The following is a 15,684-nucleotide window of genomic DNA, read 5'->3' on the forward strand; positions in this document are numbered from 1 at the left end:
CGCCTTGGCCCGCATCGTCCTCAAGATCGACGTCGATACGCTGCGCGGCACGCGCGAGGGCGTGCCGAACCTGGCGCGCATCTTCGATCGCCATGCCGCGCGCGCGACCTTCCTGTTCAGCCTCGGCCCCGATCACACCGGCTGGGCGATGCGCCGCGTGCTGCGGCCCGGCTTCCTGAAGAAGGTCTCGCGCACCTCGGTGGTCGAGCATTACGGGATCCGCCAGCTGATGTACGGCGTGCTGCTGCCGGGGCCCGACATCGGGCGCCGCGCGGTGGGCGAGATGCGCGCGATCCACGAGGCCGGCTTCGAATGCGGCATCCACACCTGGGACCACGTCTACTGGCAGGACAACGTGCGCAGCCGTGAACGCGAGTGGACGGCCCGCGAGATGGGCAAGAGCCACGCGCGCTTCATCGAGATCTTCGGCGCGCCGCCCGTCACGCACGGCGCGGCCGGCTGGCAGATGAACCCGGCCGCCTTCGAGCAGATCGACGCCTGGGGCATGCGCTACGCCTCCGACGGCCGCGGCCACGGGCCGTATCGCCCGGTGCTGGCGGGCCGCACGCTGGATCACGTGCAGTTGCCCACCACCCTGCCGACGCTCGACGAGGTGCTCGGCATCGACGGCATCGACGAATCGAACGTCGCCGCCCACCTGCTGGCGCGCACCGAGCACAATCCGCACGACCAGGTGTTCACGCTGCATGCCGAGCTCGAAGGCCAGAAGCTCGCGCCGGTGTTCGAGCAACTGCTGGCCGGCTGGCGCGCCCAGGGTCACACCTTCGCGACGATGGGCGACTATCATGCCGCGCTGGACCTCGACTCGCTGCCATCGTACCCTGTCACGTGGGGCGAGATCCCCGGCCGCTCCGGCGAACTGATCGTCCAGCCCGACTGATCGCCAGCCGGCGCGCCGTCCTCTTTCCCGCCATGTCCGGCACGACGAAGCGTCGTGCCGCCGATAACAACAGGAGAATCCCGTGTCCGTCGAAATCGACCGTCAAATTCCCGATTTCACCGCACCGGCGACCGGCGGCGATTTCACGCTGTCGGCGCTGAACGGCAAGAAGCTCGTGCTGTATTTCTACCCGAAGGACAATACGCCGGGCTGCACCACCGAAGGTTTGCAGTTCCGCGATCTGTACCCGAAGTTCAAGAAGGCCGGCGCCGAGATCGTCGGCGTCTCGCGCGACAGCCTGCGCTCGCACGACAATTTCAAGGCCAAGCTGGAACTGCCCTTCCCCTTGATCTCGGACCCCGATGAAACGCTCTGCGCGATGTTCGGCGTCATGAAACTGAAGAAAATGTATGGCAAGGAAGTGCGCGGCATCGAGCGCTCGACCTTCCTGATCGACGGCGACGGGGTACTGCGCCGCGAGTGGCGCGGCATCAAGGTGCCGGGCCACGTCGACGAGGTGCTCGGCGCTGTACAAGCGCTTTGAGGCGGGTTATATTGGGCCGCAATGAATGCCCGTCAGTCCACTCTTTTTCGTAGCTGCGCAGTCGGTCGGCGCGAGTTTCGTTGGCCCGTGACGCGCAGTGCTACGCAGCAAGAAGCCGAGCCGCTTGTCCCTGTTCGGGGGCAGCGGCTTTTTTCATGGTCTTTTGCGGCACGCTGCGCCCGCCGCGTCTCTTCCCGTCAAGGAGCTGACCGAAAACTAGGCGAACCGGCGATTTGATACTCCTGTGCGCCACCGCGCGCAAACTGCACGCCTCGCGTGACAGGATGCGAACCGCGGCGCACCCCAAGCGACACGATTCCTCTCGAGGGACACCATGCCTTTGCCTACTCCCCCCAGCAAGCTCGGCAGTCTGCTGCCGCCCGACGAATACAAGGTGAAAGCGCGTCCGGCCAAGACCGCGAAACGCGCCGCCGAAGGGGACACGGCCAGCGCCGCCGCGGCCGACTACGCCAGCACCAGCGTCGCCGAACCGATGGCCGCCGCCGCCAACACGCCGGCCGCGCTGCACGCGGTCGACAACGCCGCGCCCGCCAGCGCCCCGGCGCCGGCGCGCAGCCGCAAGTCCAGGCAGACCGCCGCCCTGCTCACGCCGGTACCGACCCCGGCGGCCGCGCCCACCGCCCCAGCGGCGCCGGTCGCCCGCGCCGAGGCACCCGCCGGCCGCGCGCCCGCGACCCACGCCGCTCCTGCGCGCGAGGCCGGCAAGACCACACGCGGACGCAAGGCCGCCGCGCTCGAGCAGCAGAAGCTGTTCGTGCTCGACACCAACGTGCTGATGCACGACCCGAGCAGCCTGTTCCGCTTCGAGGAGCACGACGTCTATCTGCCGATGATGACGTTGGAGGAGCTCGACAACCACAAGAAGGGCATGTCCGAAGTGGCGCGCAACGCGCGCCAGGTCAGCCGCACGCTCGACGCGCTGGTGGCCGACGGCGGCCCGATCACGGCCGGCATTCCGCTGTCGCGCCTGGGCAGCCGCGAAGCGGTCGGCCGCCTGTACTTCCAGACCACGCTCAACGATATCGAGCCGGTCGAGGGCCTGCCGCAGGGCAAGGCCGACAACCAGATCCTCGGCGTGGTGCGCGCGCTGCAGCGCGAGCGCAGCGACCGCCTGGTGGTGCTGGTGTCGAAGGACATCAACATGCGGATCAAGGCCCACGCGCTGGGCCTGCCCGCCGAGGACTACTTCAACGACCAGGTGCTCGAGGACACCGACCTGCTGTACTCGGGCGTGCGCGAGCTGCCGCAGGACTTCTGGACCAAGCATGCCAAGGGCATGGAGAGCTGGCAGGACACCAAGACGGGCACCACCTACTACCGCGTGACGGGCCCGATGGTCGCCTCGATGCTGGTCAACGAGTTCGTGTTCCTCGAGCCGCAGAACGGCGAGCCGACCTTCCACGCGATCGTGCGCGAGCTCAACGGCAAGACGGCGCTGCTGCAGACGCTGCGCGACTACAGCCACCACAAGAACAACGTGTGGGGCATCGTGGCGCGCAACCGCGAGCAGAACTTCGCGCTGAACCTGCTGATGAACCCGGAGATCGACTTCGTCACGCTGCTCGGCCAGGCCGGTACCGGCAAGACCCTGGTCGCGCTGGCCGCGGGCCTGGCCCAGGTGCTCGACGACAAGCGCTACAACGAGATCATCGTGACGCGCGCGACGGTGCCGGTCGGCGAGGACATCGGCTTCCTGCCCGGTACCGAGGAAGAGAAGATGCAGCCCTGGATGGGCGCCTTCGACGACAACCTGGAAGTGCTGCAGAAGACCGACGACGCGGCTGGCGAATGGGGCCGCGCGGCCACCCAGGAGCTGATCCGCTCGCGCCTGAAGGTCAAGAGCATGAACTTCATGCGCGGTCGCACCTTCGTCGACAAGTACCTGATCATCGACGAGGCGCAGAACCTCACGCCCAAGCAGATGAAGACGCTGGTCACGCGCGCGGGCCCCGGCACCAAGATCGTCTGCCTCGGCAATATCGCGCAGATCGACACGCCCTACCTCACCGAGGGCAGCTCGGGCCTGACCTACGTGGTCGACCGCTTCAAGGGCTGGGGCCACAGCGGCCACGTCACGCTCGCGCGTGGCGAACGCTCGCGGCTGGCCGACTACGCGTCCGACATTCTCTGAGCGGCGTTTCGCTCGGCGGCACCCAAAGCGCTCCCTAGGGAGCGCTTTTTTCATGGTGGCGGCAATACTTGATCCATCCCCCTATTTCACCATGAGGCATTTGGGGCCAGGGTTTTTGCGCAAAAACTCCAATGCGCTGCTCAAAAATCGGGCAACTTCTCATGTCATTCATGAAGAATCCTTGCCGAAACCGCGCCGGAGCCACTACCATCCGATTTACCCGTGGTCATACGATAGGCGCCTCATTCGGCGCCTGCCCTCTTCCGATGCTGCGAATCTGGCTGTCCGTCGTCGTCGTTTCCCTGCTCGCCGCGTGCTCGACCGCGCCGCAGCAGTCGTCGACGCGCACCGGTGCCGCCCCGCGCATCACCACGCCGCGCGCCTACGCGCCGCCGCGCGGCTTCCCGAACTTTGTCGATCACAGCATCGGCCGCGAGGAAATCCCGATCCAGGCCATGAGCCTGGTCGGCATCCCCTATCGCTGGGGCGGTAATACGCCGGACAGCGGCTTCGACTGCAGCGGGCTGGTGCGTTATATCGTGTCGCGCGCGGCCAACGTCTCGCTACCGCGCACCACGGCGGAAATGAGCATGCGCGGTGAATCGATCGAACCCGACGAGATCGCCCCCGGCGACCTGGTGTTCTTCAACACCACCGGCCGCCCGCATTCGCACGTCGGCATCTACGTGGGCAAGCTGCGCTTCGTGAATGCGCCCTCGACGGGCGGCACGGTGCGTCTCGACTACCTGACGAACCCTTATTGGGCCAAGCATTTCGACGGCATCCGGCGCGTCGCGCCGGCACGTCACGCGCCGGCGCCGTTCGACACGCCAACCTACGAGGCCGACAATCGCCAACCCGATCCGGCACCGGTGCCGCAGGCGGCGCCGGCCGCCGCGCCCGTTTATGCCGCGGCGCGCGCGGAAAACACGCCGGCACGTGTCGCGCCGACGCCGATTCAGGCGACTGCCACCCCCATCGCGACCGCGACGACAGCCATCGATGCCGCACCGCCGCCGCGCCTCGCGGCCGCCGCCGGCGAGGATCAGTTCGAGCCGCCGCCGTCCGCGCTGTCGGCCGCGCAGCAGCAGGCCCGCGCGGCCGGCGCCACCACCGCGGCCGTGACGCCACGCGCGCCCGAGGTCGACACCAGCATGGCCGCGCCGCAATATGCGCCGCTCTCTTCGCCGCCCGTCACGGCAACGGCAAGCTCAACGGCAGCGAACCGCGCGCCGGATCCGATCGACGCCGCGGCCGATGCCTTCGAGCCACCCCCGCCAACCGCCCGCGCCGCTGCTCAGCAGGCCCGCTCGGCAGCGCCCGAAGGCGTGCGGATCATCCGCGCCTCGACCGCCTCCGGCAACCTCCCCGGCAGCGGCGACGATCCGATCGCGCGCTTCGCCAACGGCAGCTACTGAGCCTGCCGCTTTCACGCGGGCGGCTCACGGCCGCCATCGCCGATTCCCCTTCCCCCATCCAGGGTGCTTGGCTCAGGCCAGCGTCCGGATCGAATTCGACACGCCGCGCGCGCAGTCGATCACGGCCGGCGCGAGCCGGCGCTCGGCTTCCTCGATGCTCCAGCGGCTCGACGGCGCGACCACGTGCACCGAACCGACCGGCCGCCGCTCGCCGTCGAACACGGGCGCCGCGATCGTCATGTCGCCGATGAACAGTTCCTCGCGATTCGAGGCATAACCACGCAGCCGCGCCTGGCCGAGCAGCGCCTCGATAGGCGCGATCTCGGTGACGGTGTACTGCGTATGCGCCACGCGCTCGCTGGCGAGCAGCAGCGCATGCGCCTCCGGCTCGGGCAACGCGCCCAGGTAAGCACGCCCCGAAGCCGTGCAGTACATCGGGATGCGGCTGCCGATCGGCATGTGGATCGGCACGAACTTGGTACAGACGAAGCGCGCGACGTAGACCATATCCGTGCCGTCGGGCTCGGTCAGGTTGGTGGTTTCGCCGGTCACGTTGGTCAGTTCCGAGAGGAACGGATTGGCGACGTCGATCAGCATGTCCGCCGACAGGTAGCTGAAGCCGATCTGCATCACGCGCGGCGTGAGCTGGTAGCGGCGCGTGCGCGGATGCTTGCGCACGTAGCCGAGCCGCTCCAGCGTGTAGATCATCCGCTGCGCCGAACTCTTGGTGATCGCGGTCGCGTCGGCGACCTCCTGCAGGCTCATCGAGCGGCGCTGGGCGCCGAACGCGCGCAGCACCGCGATGCCCTTCTCCAGCGACTGATTGAACAGCGCGTCGCTGCTGGCCTCGCCGCCCTCGGCGGCCGGCGTCCGGTCGGACTCACTCATGGAAACGCCCAATGGTCATCATGTGGCATCGACGATAGCATATCGAATATCGATACGCAAAAATCTTTCATCGATATTTTTGACTCGAATACCATGACTCGGTAGGTGTTCATCGATTTCTGACCGGCTGGTCTTCCGCATAGGAGGCAATCCCATGTTTCAGTTCGCCAAACGCTTCGCCCTCGTCCTGGCCTGCGCGCTCGCCCCGCTGGCCGCCGCCGTCGCGCCCCTTTCGGCCCAGGCCGCGCCGCCCGTCTACACGGTGGGCGCCACCGCCACCGGCGTGCCCTTCACCTTCCTCGACGTGAAGAGCAACTCGATCCAGGGCCTGCTGGTCGACGCGATCAACGCCACCGGCCACGCCGCCGGCTTCGACGTGAAGATCGAGCAGACCACCTTCGCCGCCCTGATCCCCTCGCTGACCACCAGGAAGATCGACATTATCTCGGCCGCCATGCTGAAGACGCCGGCGCGCCAGCAGGTGGTCGACTTCTCGGACACGGTCTATTCCTACGGCGAGGGGCTGGTGGTGCCCGCCAGCGACACCGGCAAGTACAGCTCGATGGACGACCTGAAGGGCGCCGTGGTGGGCGCCCAGGTTGGCACGGCCTTCGTCGACGCGCTGAACAAGAAGGGCATCTTCAAGGAGGTGCGCACCTACGATTCGGTCGCCGACATCCTGCGCGACGTCGCGCTGGGCCGCATCCAGGCCGGCTTCGGCGATCGCCCGATCCTCGCCTACCAGTTGCAGAAGAATCCCAACCCGAAGATCCGCCTGGTCGAGGGCTACCAGCCCTCGGTGCTCGGCCAGGTCTGCTTCGTGGTGCGCAAGGGCGATCGCGACACGCTCGACAAGCTCAACGAGGGCATCCGCAAGATCAAGGCCGACGGCACGCTGAACCAGATCGTCAAGAAATGGCAGGTCGAGTGACGCGCCCGCGCGTCGCGTCCAAGGAGAGTTCGCCATGTCCCTGCAGAACCTGCTCGACTTCCTGCCGATCCTGCTCAAGGGCGCGATCGTCACGGTCGAGATCACCGTCTGCTCGTTCGTGCTGAGCACGCTGATCGGCCTCGCCTTCGCCCTGATGCGGGTCTCGCCGAACCGCCTGCTGTCGGGCGGCGCGGCCGCCGTGATCAACGTGATCCGCGGGCTGCCGATCATCGTCCAGTTGTTCTACATCTACTTCGTGCTGCCCGATCTCGGCGTGCAGCTATCGGCCTTCCAGGCCGGCTGCATCGGCCTGGGCATCGCCTACTCGGCCTACCAGGCCGAGAACTTCCGGGCCGGCATCGAGGCCATCGACCGCGGCCAGATCGAGGCCGCGCAGTCGATCGGCATGCGCGGCGCGATGATCATGCGCCGCGTGGTGCTGCCGCAGGCCTTCCGCATCGCGCTGCCGCCCTACGGCAACACGCTGGTGATGATGCTGAAGGATTCCTCGCTGGCCTCGACCATCACGGTCGCGGAAATGACGCGCGCCGGCCAGTTGATCGCCTCCTCGACCTTCCAGAACATGACCGTCTACACGCTGGTGGCCCTGCTCTACCTGGCGCTGAGCCTGCCGCTGGTCTGGAGCCTGCGCAGGCTCGAACGCCGCCTCGGCCTGAAGGGGGCGCGATGATCCGCATCGACGATCTGCACAAGCGCTTCGGCGAGACCGAGGTGCTCAAGGGCGTGAGCCTGGAAGTCAGCGCGGGTGAGGTGGTCTGCCTGATCGGGCCGTCCGGCTCGGGCAAGTCGACCCTGCTTCGCTGCATCAACGGGCTGGAGACGCACCAGGGCGGCAGCATCGCCATCGACGGCCAGCGCGTGGATCCCGCCTCGCCCACCATCCACGCGCTGCGCACGCAGGTCGGCATGGTGTTCCAGCGCTTCAACCTGTTCCCGCATCGCAGTGCGCTGGAAAACGTGCTGGAGGGCCCGGTCCACGTCAAGAAGGAATCCCGCGCGGCAGCCCTCGAACGCGCGCGCCGGCTGCTCGACAAGGTCGGCCTCGCGCATCGCGCCGATGCCTATCCGTCGCAGCTCTCGGGCGGCCAGCAGCAGCGCGTCGCGATCGCGCGGGCCCTGGCCATGCAGCCGCGCGCGATCCTGTTCGACGAGCCCACCTCGGCGCTCGATCCCGAGCTGGTCGGCGAGGTGCTCGGCGTGATGCGTCAGCTGGCCGCCGACGGCATGACGATGATCGTGGTCACGCACGAGATGGGTTTCGCGCGCGAGGTCGCCGATCGCGTCGCCTTCCTGCACGACGGCCGGATCTGCGAGGCGGGTGCCGCCGCCGAGGTGCTCGGCAATCCACGGCATCCGCGCACGCGTGATTTCCTGCGCCGCATGCTCGATCCTCATTCCTCCACCGTGTCCGCGACATGAGCGCCTCCTTCGCTGCGTCCCTGCCGCCCTCGCTGTGGGCCGCCACCGCGCCGCCCGGCGTCGACGCGCCGCCGCTGGCCGAATCGGTGGCGACCGACGTCGCGATCGTCGGCGCCGGCTACACGGGGCTGTCGAGCGCCCTGCACCTGGCCGAGCGCGGCATCGCGGTGCGCGTGGTCGATGCGCACGAACCCGGCTGGGGCGCCTCGGGCCGCAACGGCGGCCAGGTGATCCCCGGCCTCAAGTACGATCCCGACGAACTGCTGCGCCGCTTCGGCGAACGCAACGGCCATGCCCTGATCGAGATGGCCGGTGGCGCCGCCGATACCGTGTTCGACCTGATCACCCGCCATGGCATCGCCTGCGACGCGATGCGGGCCGGCTGGGTCCAGCCGACGCATTCGGTGAAACTCCTGCCGACCCTGCAGGCACGCGCCCGGCAATGGGAACGCCGCGGCGCGCCGGTCGAACTGCTCGACGGCGAGCAGGTGGCGGCCAGGCTCGGCACCCGCGCCTTCATCGGCGGCTGGATCGACCGGCGCGCCGGCAGCGTGCAGCCGCTCGCCTACGCGCGCGGGCTGGCGCGCGCCGCGCAGCGCGCCGGCGCGATCCTGCATGGCGGCACACCCGTGCTCGGCCTCGAGCGCGAGGGCGCCGGCTGGCGCCTGCGCACCGCGCAGGGCGCGACGATCCGCGCCGCCCAGGTGCTGATCGCGACCAATGGTTATACCGACGGCCTGTGGCCGGGGCTGCGGCAGTCGATCATCGCGGCCAACAGCTTCATCGTCGCGACCGCGCCGCTGCCCGACGAGATCGGCCGCGGCATCCTGCCGGGCGGCGAGGTGGCTTCCGATTCGCGGCGCCTGCTGCTGTATTTCCGCAAGGATGCCTCGGGCCGCCTGCTGATGGGCGGGCGCGGGCCGTTCCGTGAACCGGGCGCCGCCGCCGACTGGGCCCATCTCGAACGCGCGGCGGCCCTGATGTTTCCGCAGCTGCGCGGCATCGGCTACGACTATCGCTGGGCTGGACGGATCGCGATTACCCGCGATTTCCTGCCGCACCTGCATCGCCCGGCGCCGGGCCTGACCATCGCGCTCGGCTACAACGGCCGCGGCATCGCGCTGGCCACCACGCTGGGCCGCCATCTCGCCGACGCGATCGACGGCAGCGCGCCCGAGCTGCCGCTCGCGCCCGCGCCGATCCGGCCGATTCCGCTGCATGCGCTGCAGCGGCTCTATATCAGCGCCGGCGTCGCCTGGTACGCGCTGCTCGACGCGCTGTCCTGAGCAACGCGCACTTCTCGCGCGCCCAAAACGAAGCGCCGCGGCCTTTCGGCTCGCGGCGCTTCGTTTTTGCGGAGCGAGGCGGCGGCATGCCGCCTCGTGCCGGGATCAGAACACGCGGTGCCCGACCCACCAGCCGGCCGCGGCGATCAGCGCCGAGGCCGGAATCGTCAGCACCCAGGCCCAGATGATATTGCCGGCCACGCCCCAGCGCACGGCCGAGAGCTTGCGGGTGGCACCCACCCCGACGATCGCGCCGGTGATGGTATGCGTGGTGGAGACCGGGATCCCCATCCAGGACGCCGAGAACAGCGTCAGCGCGCCACCCAGCTCGGCGCAGAAACCACCGACCGGCTTGAGCTTGGTGATCTTCTGCCCCATCGTGCGCACGATCCGCCAGCCGCCGAACAGCGTGCCCAGGCCCATCGACAGGTAGCAGGCCGCGATCACCCAGATCGGCGGCGCATCGGCCGTGGTCGAGGCATAGCCGGTGGCAATCAGCAGCATCCAGATCATGCCGATGGTCTTCTGCGCGTCGTTGCCGCCGTGACCCAGGCTGTAGAGCCCGGCCGACACCAGTTGCAGGCGCCGGAAGCGCCGGTCGACCTTGCTGGGCGGCGTACGGAAATACAGCCATGACACGCCGAGCATGAACAACGAGCCGAGCACGAAGCCGAGCAGCGGCGAGATGAAGATGAAGGCGACCGTCTTCATCAGCCCGTCGAGGTTCAGGGAGCCCCAGCCCGACTTGGCCACCGCCGCGCCCACCAGGCCGCCGATCAGCGCATGCGAGGAGCTCGAGGGGATGCCGTAGTACCAGGTGATGATGTTCCAGCCGATGGCGCCCACCAGCGCGCCGAACACCACGTAGTGATCGACGATGGAGGGATCGATGGTGCCCTTGCCGACCGTCTGCGCGACCTTCAGGTGGAACACGAAATAGGCGATGACGTTGAACATCGCGGCGAAGGCGACGGCCTGTTGCGGCTTGAGCACGCCGGTCGACACGACGGTGGCGATCGAGTTCGCCGCGTCGTGGAAACCGTTCATGAAGTCGAACACGAGCGCGACCAGTACCAGCGTCGCGACGGCCCAGATGGCGAGTTGTATCGAATGCATCGTGTCGGGCTCAGGCGTTTTCCAGCACGATGCCTTCGATGATGTTCGCGACGTCCTCGCACTTGTCGGTGATCTCCTCGAGCAGCTCGTAGACCGCCTTCAGCTTGATCAGGTTCTTGACGTCGTTTTCCTCGCGGAACAGCTTGGACATGGCCGAGCGCAGCACGCGGTCCGCCTCCGACTCCCAGCGATCGATTTCCTCGCAGGCCTTGAGAATCCGCGCCGACTGCTTCATGTCGGACAGCAGCGCCACGGCGGCCTGCACGTGCTGGGCCGATTCGAGCACGATGTGCGCGAGCTGGCTGGCCTCGGACGTGACGGCGCGCACGTCGTACAGCGACACGGCCGTGGCGACGTCCTCCATCAGGTCGAGGATGTCGTCCATGGTGGTGATCAGCTTGTGGATTTCGTCGCGGTCGAGCGGCGTGATGAAGGTCTTGTGCAGCAGGTCGATCGCTTCATGGGTGAGCTTGTCGGCGGATTTTTCCGCGGACTGGACCTTCTGCTTGTGGATCTCGGCATCGGCGAGATTGTCGATCAGCAATTCGAGCTCGCGGCCGCCGGCCACGATGAAGTTCGCGTGCGAATTGAAGATTTCGAAAAACTTGCCCTCGGTGGGCATGAATCGACCGAACATGAATTTTCCGGGTGTTTGTCAAATGACTGTCATAAAAAGCGGCGTCATTGTACCGTTTCCCGGAAATACGGATGAAGCGATCGCCTGGGCTGCGACGAGATACAACGCTTCGCGGCCCAGGGCTTTACAAGCGGGGCTTAGTCGCTCTGGAAATGCTGCGAACCGGCAAAGTTGTCGAACTTCGTGTAAGGCCCCAGGAACGTGAGCCGAACCGAGCCGATCGGGCCGTTACGCTGCTTGCCGATGATGATCTCGGCGGTGCCCTTGTCGGGGCTGTCCGGGTTGTACACTTCGTCGCGGTAGATGAACAGGATCACGTCCGCATCCTGTTCGATTGCGCCCGATTCGCGCAAGTCGGACATCACCGGGCGCTTGTTGGGCCGCTGCTCCAGGCCGCGATTGAGCTGCGAGAGCGCGATCACCGGCACGTCGAGTTCCTTGGCCAGGCTCTTCAGCGAACGCGAGATTTCGGAGATTTCCGTGGCCCGGTTCTCGCCCTGCGAGGAACCCGTCATCAGCTGCAGGTAGTCGACCACGATCAGGCCGAGCTTGCCGCATTGCCGCGCCAGGCGTCGCGCGCGCGAGCGCAGCTCCATCGGGTTCAGGCCACCGGTCTCGTCGATGAAGAGCTGCGCCTCGCTCATCTTCTGCACCGCGTGCGTGAGTTTCGGCCAATCCTCATCGGTCAGCCGCCCGGTGCGCATGCGATGCTGGTCGAGCCGCCCGACCGAGCCGAGCATACGCATCACCAGTTGGCTGCCCGGCATTTCCATCGAGAACACCGCCACCGGCAGGCCGTATTCGACGGCCACGTATTCGCCGATGTTCATCGAGAAGGCGGTGTTGTGCGTGACGACGTAGTCGTCGGTGATATACAGCCGGGTCGGATGCGAGACCGAGATGCACTGCGTTTGCGTGACGCGGGTCGGCTCGATCGAGACGATCACCGGCATCTTGCGCCGCGTGCGACCTGCCGCCACGCGCTCGCGCTTGCCCTCGAACAGGAACAGGCTCTGCGGATCGGGGTGGCTGATGGTGCAGACATAGGCCGTCACGCCGTCGCGACGCTCGCCCTGGCAGGTATAGGCGGCCGCCTTCTCGCCGATCGAGCACCAGGCGCCGAGCGAGCGCGCCAGTTCGCAGACGTCGCGCGCCAGTTGCGGGCTCGCCGTCGAATAACGGACCGTGCCCCAGGACTCGACCCAGCCGTCGGTATCGAGCAAGCCGCGCAGCAGGTCCAGGCGCACCGATTTCTCGGCGTCCAGGTAGGCGCGCGGAATGAACTTTTCATGGCTCGTGCAGCCCCAGAGGCCCAGCGCCTCGAGCGCCTCCTCGAGCGGATTGACGGGCGGCCGCTCGATCTCGCCGCCGGCTGCCCGGCGCTTGATGCGCCAATCGTATTGACCGCCGTGCTCGAGTTCGAGGCAGGCGTCGACGCGCTCGCGCATCCGCGCCAGGGTCGCCTCGGCCTTCACGCTGAAGCGCACCGCCGTGCCGCCCGGCGCGCCGTCGCCGAGCAAGGCGCCCAGCACCCAGCCATCGACCGGCAAGGGCTCGGCGCGCCCGAATTCCCCTTCGTGCAGGTCGATCCACAGCCGGTTGCGATAGCGCTCGCGCGTCAGCAGGGTGCGGATCTCGGCCGTGTTCAGCACGCGCGGCTTGTCCCAGCCGCGGTAATGGACGCGCCAGAGGTGCTCGTCGCAGCACTCGGTCGAGCGGCCGTCGGAGAAGCGCACGCGATGCACCTGGCGTTCGCCCTGCGGATAACGGCCGGTGACGAAGGAAGGCCTGCCGTCGATCGAGGCGAGCATGTCGCCCACCCGCAATTCGCCCATCGCCTTCCAGCCGGTCAGGGTCTTGACGCGGGCATCGAGCGGCTGCGCCTTGCCCATCGACGGCCGGCCCGCCACGATGATCAATTCCCCGCCATGCATCCCCGAGGTCATCCGGTCCAGGTCGACAAAACCGGTCGGCGTGCCGGTCACATCGCTCGGATTGGCCGTGTGATACAGCGTGTCGATCCGCTCCACCACCTGGGTCAGCAGCGGCCCGATCTCCAGGAAGCCCTGGGTGCCGCGCGCGCCGTCCTCGGCGATCGAGAACACCTTCGACTCGGCCTCGTCGAGCAGTTGGCGGATTTCCTTGCCCTGCGGATTGAAGGCGTCGGCGGAAATCTCGTCGGCCACCGACACCAGCCGGCGCAGCACCGCGCGATCGCGCACGATTTCCGCGTAGCGACGGATATTGGCCGCGCTCGGCGTGTTCTGCGCCAGCGCGTTCAGGTAGGCCAGGCCGCCCACGTCGTCGGCCTTGCCGGCCGTGACCAGCGCCTCGTAGACAGTCACCACGTCGGCCGGGCGCGTGCCGGCGATCAGCCGGCCGATGTGCTCGTAGATCAGCCGGTGATCGTAGCGGTAGAAATCCTGTTGCGACAGAAAGTCGGCGATGCGGTCCCAGGCTGCGTTGTCGAGCAGGAGGCCGCCCAGCACCGATTGCTCGGCCTCGACCGAGTGCGGCGGGACTTTCAGCGATTCGAGTTGGGGATCTTGCGGCGCGTTCATGGCTTGGGATTATCGCGAAATGCGAGGGGGGGCGCCAGCGTCGGGCGGATGAAATGCGGCGGAAAACAAAAAAGGCAGGGCCGGTTTCCCGGACCCTGCCCTTTCACGGCGCGGGGCGATGGAGGCTGCCCGCGCCTGAACGACGTGACGCTTAGGCGTGGTCGCCGATCACGTTGATCGTGACGTCGACGACGACGTCCGTGTGCAGCGCGACTTGCACGCCGTGCTCGCCAATCATCTTCAGCGGGCCTTCCGGCAGGCGCACTTGCGCCTTCTCGACGTCGTAGCCTGCCTTCTTCAGCAGTTCGGCGATGTCGCCGTTCGTCACCGAGCCGAACAGACGGCCGTCGACGCCCGACTTCTGCGTGATCTCGAACGACTGGCCAGCCAGCTTCTCGCCGATGGCCTGCGAGGCGGCCAGCTTCTCGGCGGCGACCTTCTCGAGTTCCGCGCGGCGGACTTCGAATTCAGCGATCGCGTCCTTGGTCGCGCGGCGAGCCTTGCGATTCGGGATCAGGAAGTTGCGTGCGTAGCCGTCCTTGACCTTGACGATGTCGCCGAGGTTACCCAGGTTCGCGACTTTTTCCAACAGAATGATTTGCATTCGAATTCTCCTTATTGCGTCGCCGGCCTTAGGCCTTGTGCTGATCCGTGTACGGCAGCAGCGCGAGGAAACGCGCACGCTTGATTGCCGTGTCGAGCTGGCGCTGGTAGTGCGCCTTGGTACCCGTCAGACGCGCCGGCGTGATCTTGCCGTTTTCGCCGATGAAGTCCTTCAGCGTTTCCGTGTCCTTGTAGTCGATCTGCTCGACACCGGCTGCCGTGAAGCGGCAGAACTTCTTGCGCTTGAAGAGCGGGTTTTGTTGCTGACGACGCTTGTCGAATTTCTTGCCAGTGGGACGGGGCATGATTCAGTCCTTTCCTATGTCCTGCAATGCTGTGATGTGAAACACCAGGGTTCGCGCGTTGCGGCTCTTTTTCGCCAGGAAACCGGTGAAGAGCGTCTCGACGCCCATCTCGCAGGCTTCCAGCTTGCCGCTGGCCTCGCCGGCCGCCATCGCCTCGATCGTCATTTCGACCTGTCGGCGGATGCCTGCCTCGACGACCTCCGTGCGGTGTTGCAAGGTGCAGCTCGCGATCGGAACGCCGGCGGGGGTGTAGCGCACCGCCTGTCGCTCGACGACGCTTGCCGTCAGTTGCAGCCTGTTCACGGGGTTGACGCGATCCTTGGTGGCTTGACCTTGTGAGTCTTAAGCCTGCGCTTCGGTCGGCTGGGCAGCAGCCGCCTTCTTGGCTTCTTCGCGCTGAACTTCCTTCATCATCGGCGACGGGCCGGTTTCGGCCTTCTTCATCTTGACGATGAGGTGACGCAGCACCGCGTCGTTGAACTTGAACGCGTGTTCGAGTTCGTCGAGCGTAGCCTGGTCGCACTCGATGTTCAGGCAGACGTAGTGAGCCTTGGCGAGTTTCTCGATCATGTAGGCCAGTTGACGACGGCCCCAGTCCTCGACGCGGTGGATCTGGCCGCCGCGCGTGGTGATCGTGGACTTGTAACGCTCGATCATGGCGGGCACTTGCTCGCTCTGATCGGGGTGCACGATAAAGACGATTTCGTAATGACGCATACACACTCCTTGTGGATTGAAGCCACCCGGGCGTCGGAACCAGTGTGGCAAGTGAGAAGCCGAAGATCATAACCCGAATGAGGGACGCACGCAATGGTTTCCCTGCTTTCGTGGCACGAATCGGCCATGTTTTCAACGACTTGAGGTTCCTGGCTCCTTCCTGGCCCGCTTTGGGCCCGCTACCG

16 protein-coding genes and 1 pseudogene are annotated in these 15,684 nt (G+C 66.9%); 8 read left to right on the forward strand and 9 right to left on the reverse strand.

What is annotated here, in order from left to right:
- The first annotated feature begins 4 nt into the window (after positions 1 to 4).
- On the forward strand, positions 5 to 901 hold the full coding sequence (locus BM43_RS34870) for a polysaccharide deacetylase family protein (RefSeq protein ID WP_036051280.1): 897 nt from the start codon (positions 5 to 7) through the stop codon (positions 899 to 901).
- A gap of 82 nt (positions 902 to 983) precedes the next feature.
- Entirely contained in the window at positions 984 to 1,445 is a 462-nt protein-coding gene (locus BM43_RS34875) for a peroxiredoxin (RefSeq protein WP_025097627.1), read from the forward strand.
- A gap of 197 nt (positions 1,446 to 1,642) precedes the next feature.
- Here BM43_RS34875 and BM43_RS42615 read toward each other — a convergent pair.
- Positions 1,643 to 1,884, reverse strand: a pseudogene (locus BM43_RS42615) (hypothetical protein); the annotation flags it as partial.
- On the opposite strand from BM43_RS42615, the gene BM43_RS34880 reads away from it, so the two are divergent.
- Together BM43_RS34880 and BM43_RS34885 are read left to right on the forward strand one after the other, a co-directional pair.
- Entirely contained in the window at positions 1,780 to 3,597 is a 1,818-nt protein-coding gene (locus BM43_RS34880; protein WP_036051279.1) for a PhoH family protein, read from the forward strand. The pseudogene BM43_RS42615 and the gene BM43_RS34880 overlap by 105 nt on opposite strands.
- A gap of 266 nt (positions 3,598 to 3,863) precedes the next feature.
- Complete coding sequence (locus tag BM43_RS34885) at positions 3,864 to 5,015, forward strand: C40 family peptidase (RefSeq protein ID WP_036051277.1); 1,152 nt, start codon at positions 3,864 to 3,866, stop codon at positions 5,013 to 5,015.
- 72 nt (positions 5,016 to 5,087) lie between these two features.
- On the opposite strand, the gene BM43_RS34890 is transcribed toward BM43_RS34885, so the two are convergent.
- Entirely contained in the window at positions 5,088 to 5,903 is an 816-nt protein-coding gene (locus BM43_RS34890) for an IclR family transcriptional regulator (protein WP_013698292.1), read from the reverse strand.
- A gap of 154 nt (positions 5,904 to 6,057) precedes the next feature.
- Here BM43_RS34890 and BM43_RS34895 point away from each other — a divergent pair, with 154 nt between their 5' ends.
- Genes BM43_RS34895 through BM43_RS34910 form a run of 4 tightly spaced genes read left to right on the forward strand, consistent with a single transcriptional unit; the run spans position 6,058 to position 9,560 of the window.
- Positions 6,058 to 6,834, forward strand: coding sequence for an ABC transporter substrate-binding protein (locus tag BM43_RS34895; protein ID WP_036041087.1), 777 nt, complete (start codon positions 6,058 to 6,060; stop codon positions 6,832 to 6,834).
- Between the two features lie 34 nt (positions 6,835 to 6,868).
- Complete coding sequence (locus BM43_RS34900; RefSeq protein WP_013698294.1) at positions 6,869 to 7,525, forward strand: amino acid ABC transporter permease; 657 nt, start codon at positions 6,869 to 6,871, stop codon at positions 7,523 to 7,525.
- Positions 7,522 to 8,274, forward strand: coding sequence for an amino acid ABC transporter ATP-binding protein (locus tag BM43_RS34905; RefSeq protein WP_036051275.1), 753 nt, complete (start codon positions 7,522 to 7,524; stop codon positions 8,272 to 8,274). Before BM43_RS34900 ends, BM43_RS34905 begins: the two co-directional genes overlap by 4 nt.
- Positions 8,271 to 9,560, forward strand: a complete 1,290-nt coding sequence (locus BM43_RS34910; protein WP_036051273.1) for an NAD(P)/FAD-dependent oxidoreductase — start codon at positions 8,271 to 8,273, stop codon at positions 9,558 to 9,560. The genes BM43_RS34905 and BM43_RS34910 overlap by 4 nt, the downstream gene beginning before the upstream one ends.
- Positions 9,561 to 9,665: 105 nt before the next feature.
- Here the strand turns inward: BM43_RS34910 and BM43_RS34915 are convergent, their stop codons facing one another.
- The 7 genes from BM43_RS34915 to rpsF all read right to left on the reverse strand — a co-directional run bounded on the left by BM43_RS34915 (position 9,666) and on the right by rpsF (position 15,499).
- Positions 9,666 to 10,676, reverse strand: a complete 1,011-nt coding sequence (locus BM43_RS34915) for an inorganic phosphate transporter (RefSeq protein WP_017921247.1) — start codon at positions 10,674 to 10,676, stop codon at positions 9,666 to 9,668.
- Between the two features lie 10 nt (positions 10,677 to 10,686).
- On the reverse strand, positions 10,687 to 11,313 hold the full coding sequence (locus BM43_RS34920; RefSeq protein WP_013698298.1) for a DUF47 domain-containing protein: 627 nt from the start codon (positions 11,311 to 11,313) through the stop codon (positions 10,687 to 10,689).
- 137 nt (positions 11,314 to 11,450) lie between these two features.
- Positions 11,451 to 13,874, reverse strand: a complete 2,424-nt coding sequence (gene dnaB, locus BM43_RS34925; RefSeq protein ID WP_036051272.1) for a replicative DNA helicase — start codon at positions 13,872 to 13,874, stop codon at positions 11,451 to 11,453.
- 151 nt (positions 13,875 to 14,025) lie between these two features.
- Positions 14,026 to 14,478 (reverse strand): 50S ribosomal protein L9, encoded by a 453-nt coding sequence (gene rplI, locus BM43_RS34930; protein WP_036041092.1) that lies wholly within the window; start codon positions 14,476 to 14,478, stop codon positions 14,026 to 14,028.
- A 28-nt stretch (positions 14,479 to 14,506) separates the two neighbouring features.
- Positions 14,507 to 14,782 (reverse strand): 30S ribosomal protein S18, encoded by a 276-nt coding sequence (rpsR, locus tag BM43_RS34935; RefSeq protein ID WP_006486248.1) that lies wholly within the window; start codon positions 14,780 to 14,782, stop codon positions 14,507 to 14,509.
- Positions 14,783 to 14,785: 3 nt separating this feature from the next.
- Entirely contained in the window at positions 14,786 to 15,085 is a 300-nt protein-coding gene (gene priB / locus BM43_RS34940) for a primosomal replication protein N (RefSeq protein ID WP_025097616.1), read from the reverse strand.
- A 39-nt stretch (positions 15,086 to 15,124) separates the two neighbouring features.
- Positions 15,125 to 15,499: a 30S ribosomal protein S6 gene (rpsF, locus tag BM43_RS34945; RefSeq protein WP_013698302.1), complete on the reverse strand. Its 375-nt coding sequence runs from the start codon at positions 15,497 to 15,499 to the stop codon at positions 15,125 to 15,127.
- Positions 15,500 to 15,684 lie beyond the last annotated feature (185 nt).

It is taken from the genome of Burkholderia gladioli, assembly GCF_000959725.1.
GTDB classification, from domain to species: domain Bacteria; phylum Pseudomonadota; class Gammaproteobacteria; order Burkholderiales; family Burkholderiaceae; genus Burkholderia; species Burkholderia gladioli.

What these genes read in the sequence shown, in the direction of transcription:
- BM43_RS34895 (WP_036041087.1), top strand. Translation starts at nt 6,058, where the DNA reads ATGTTTCAGTTCGCCAAACGCTTCGCCCTCGTCCTGGCCTGCGCGCTC.
- dnaB (WP_036051272.1), bottom strand. Translation starts at nt 13,874, where the DNA reads ATGAACGCGCCGCAAGATCCCCAACTCGAATCGCTGAAAGTCCCGCCG.
- BM43_RS34915 (WP_017921247.1), bottom strand. Translation starts at nt 10,676, where the DNA reads ATGCATTCGATACAACTCGCCATCTGGGCCGTCGCGACGCTGGTACTG.
- BM43_RS34910 (WP_036051273.1), top strand. Translation starts at nt 8,271, where the DNA reads ATGAGCGCCTCCTTCGCTGCGTCCCTGCCGCCCTCGCTGTGGGCCGCC.
- BM43_RS34890 (WP_013698292.1), bottom strand. Translation starts at nt 5,903, where the DNA reads ATGAGTGAGTCCGACCGGACGCCGGCCGCCGAGGGCGGCGAGGCCAGC.
- rpsF (WP_013698302.1), bottom strand. Translation starts at nt 15,499, where the DNA reads ATGCGTCATTACGAAATCGTCTTTATCGTGCACCCCGATCAGAGCGAG.
- BM43_RS34900 (WP_013698294.1), top strand. Translation starts at nt 6,869, where the DNA reads ATGTCCCTGCAGAACCTGCTCGACTTCCTGCCGATCCTGCTCAAGGGC.
- BM43_RS34905 (WP_036051275.1), top strand. Translation starts at nt 7,522, where the DNA reads ATGATCCGCATCGACGATCTGCACAAGCGCTTCGGCGAGACCGAGGTG.
- BM43_RS34920 (WP_013698298.1), bottom strand. Translation starts at nt 11,313, where the DNA reads ATGTTCGGTCGATTCATGCCCACCGAGGGCAAGTTTTTCGAAATCTTC.
- BM43_RS34885 (WP_036051277.1), top strand. Translation starts at nt 3,864, where the DNA reads ATGCTGCGAATCTGGCTGTCCGTCGTCGTCGTTTCCCTGCTCGCCGCG.
- rplI (WP_036041092.1), bottom strand. Translation starts at nt 14,478, where the DNA reads ATGCAAATCATTCTGTTGGAAAAAGTCGCGAACCTGGGTAACCTCGGC.
- BM43_RS34880 (WP_036051279.1), top strand. Translation starts at nt 1,780, where the DNA reads ATGCCTTTGCCTACTCCCCCCAGCAAGCTCGGCAGTCTGCTGCCGCCC.
- rpsR (WP_006486248.1), bottom strand. Translation starts at nt 14,782, where the DNA reads ATGCCCCGTCCCACTGGCAAGAAATTCGACAAGCGTCGTCAGCAACAA.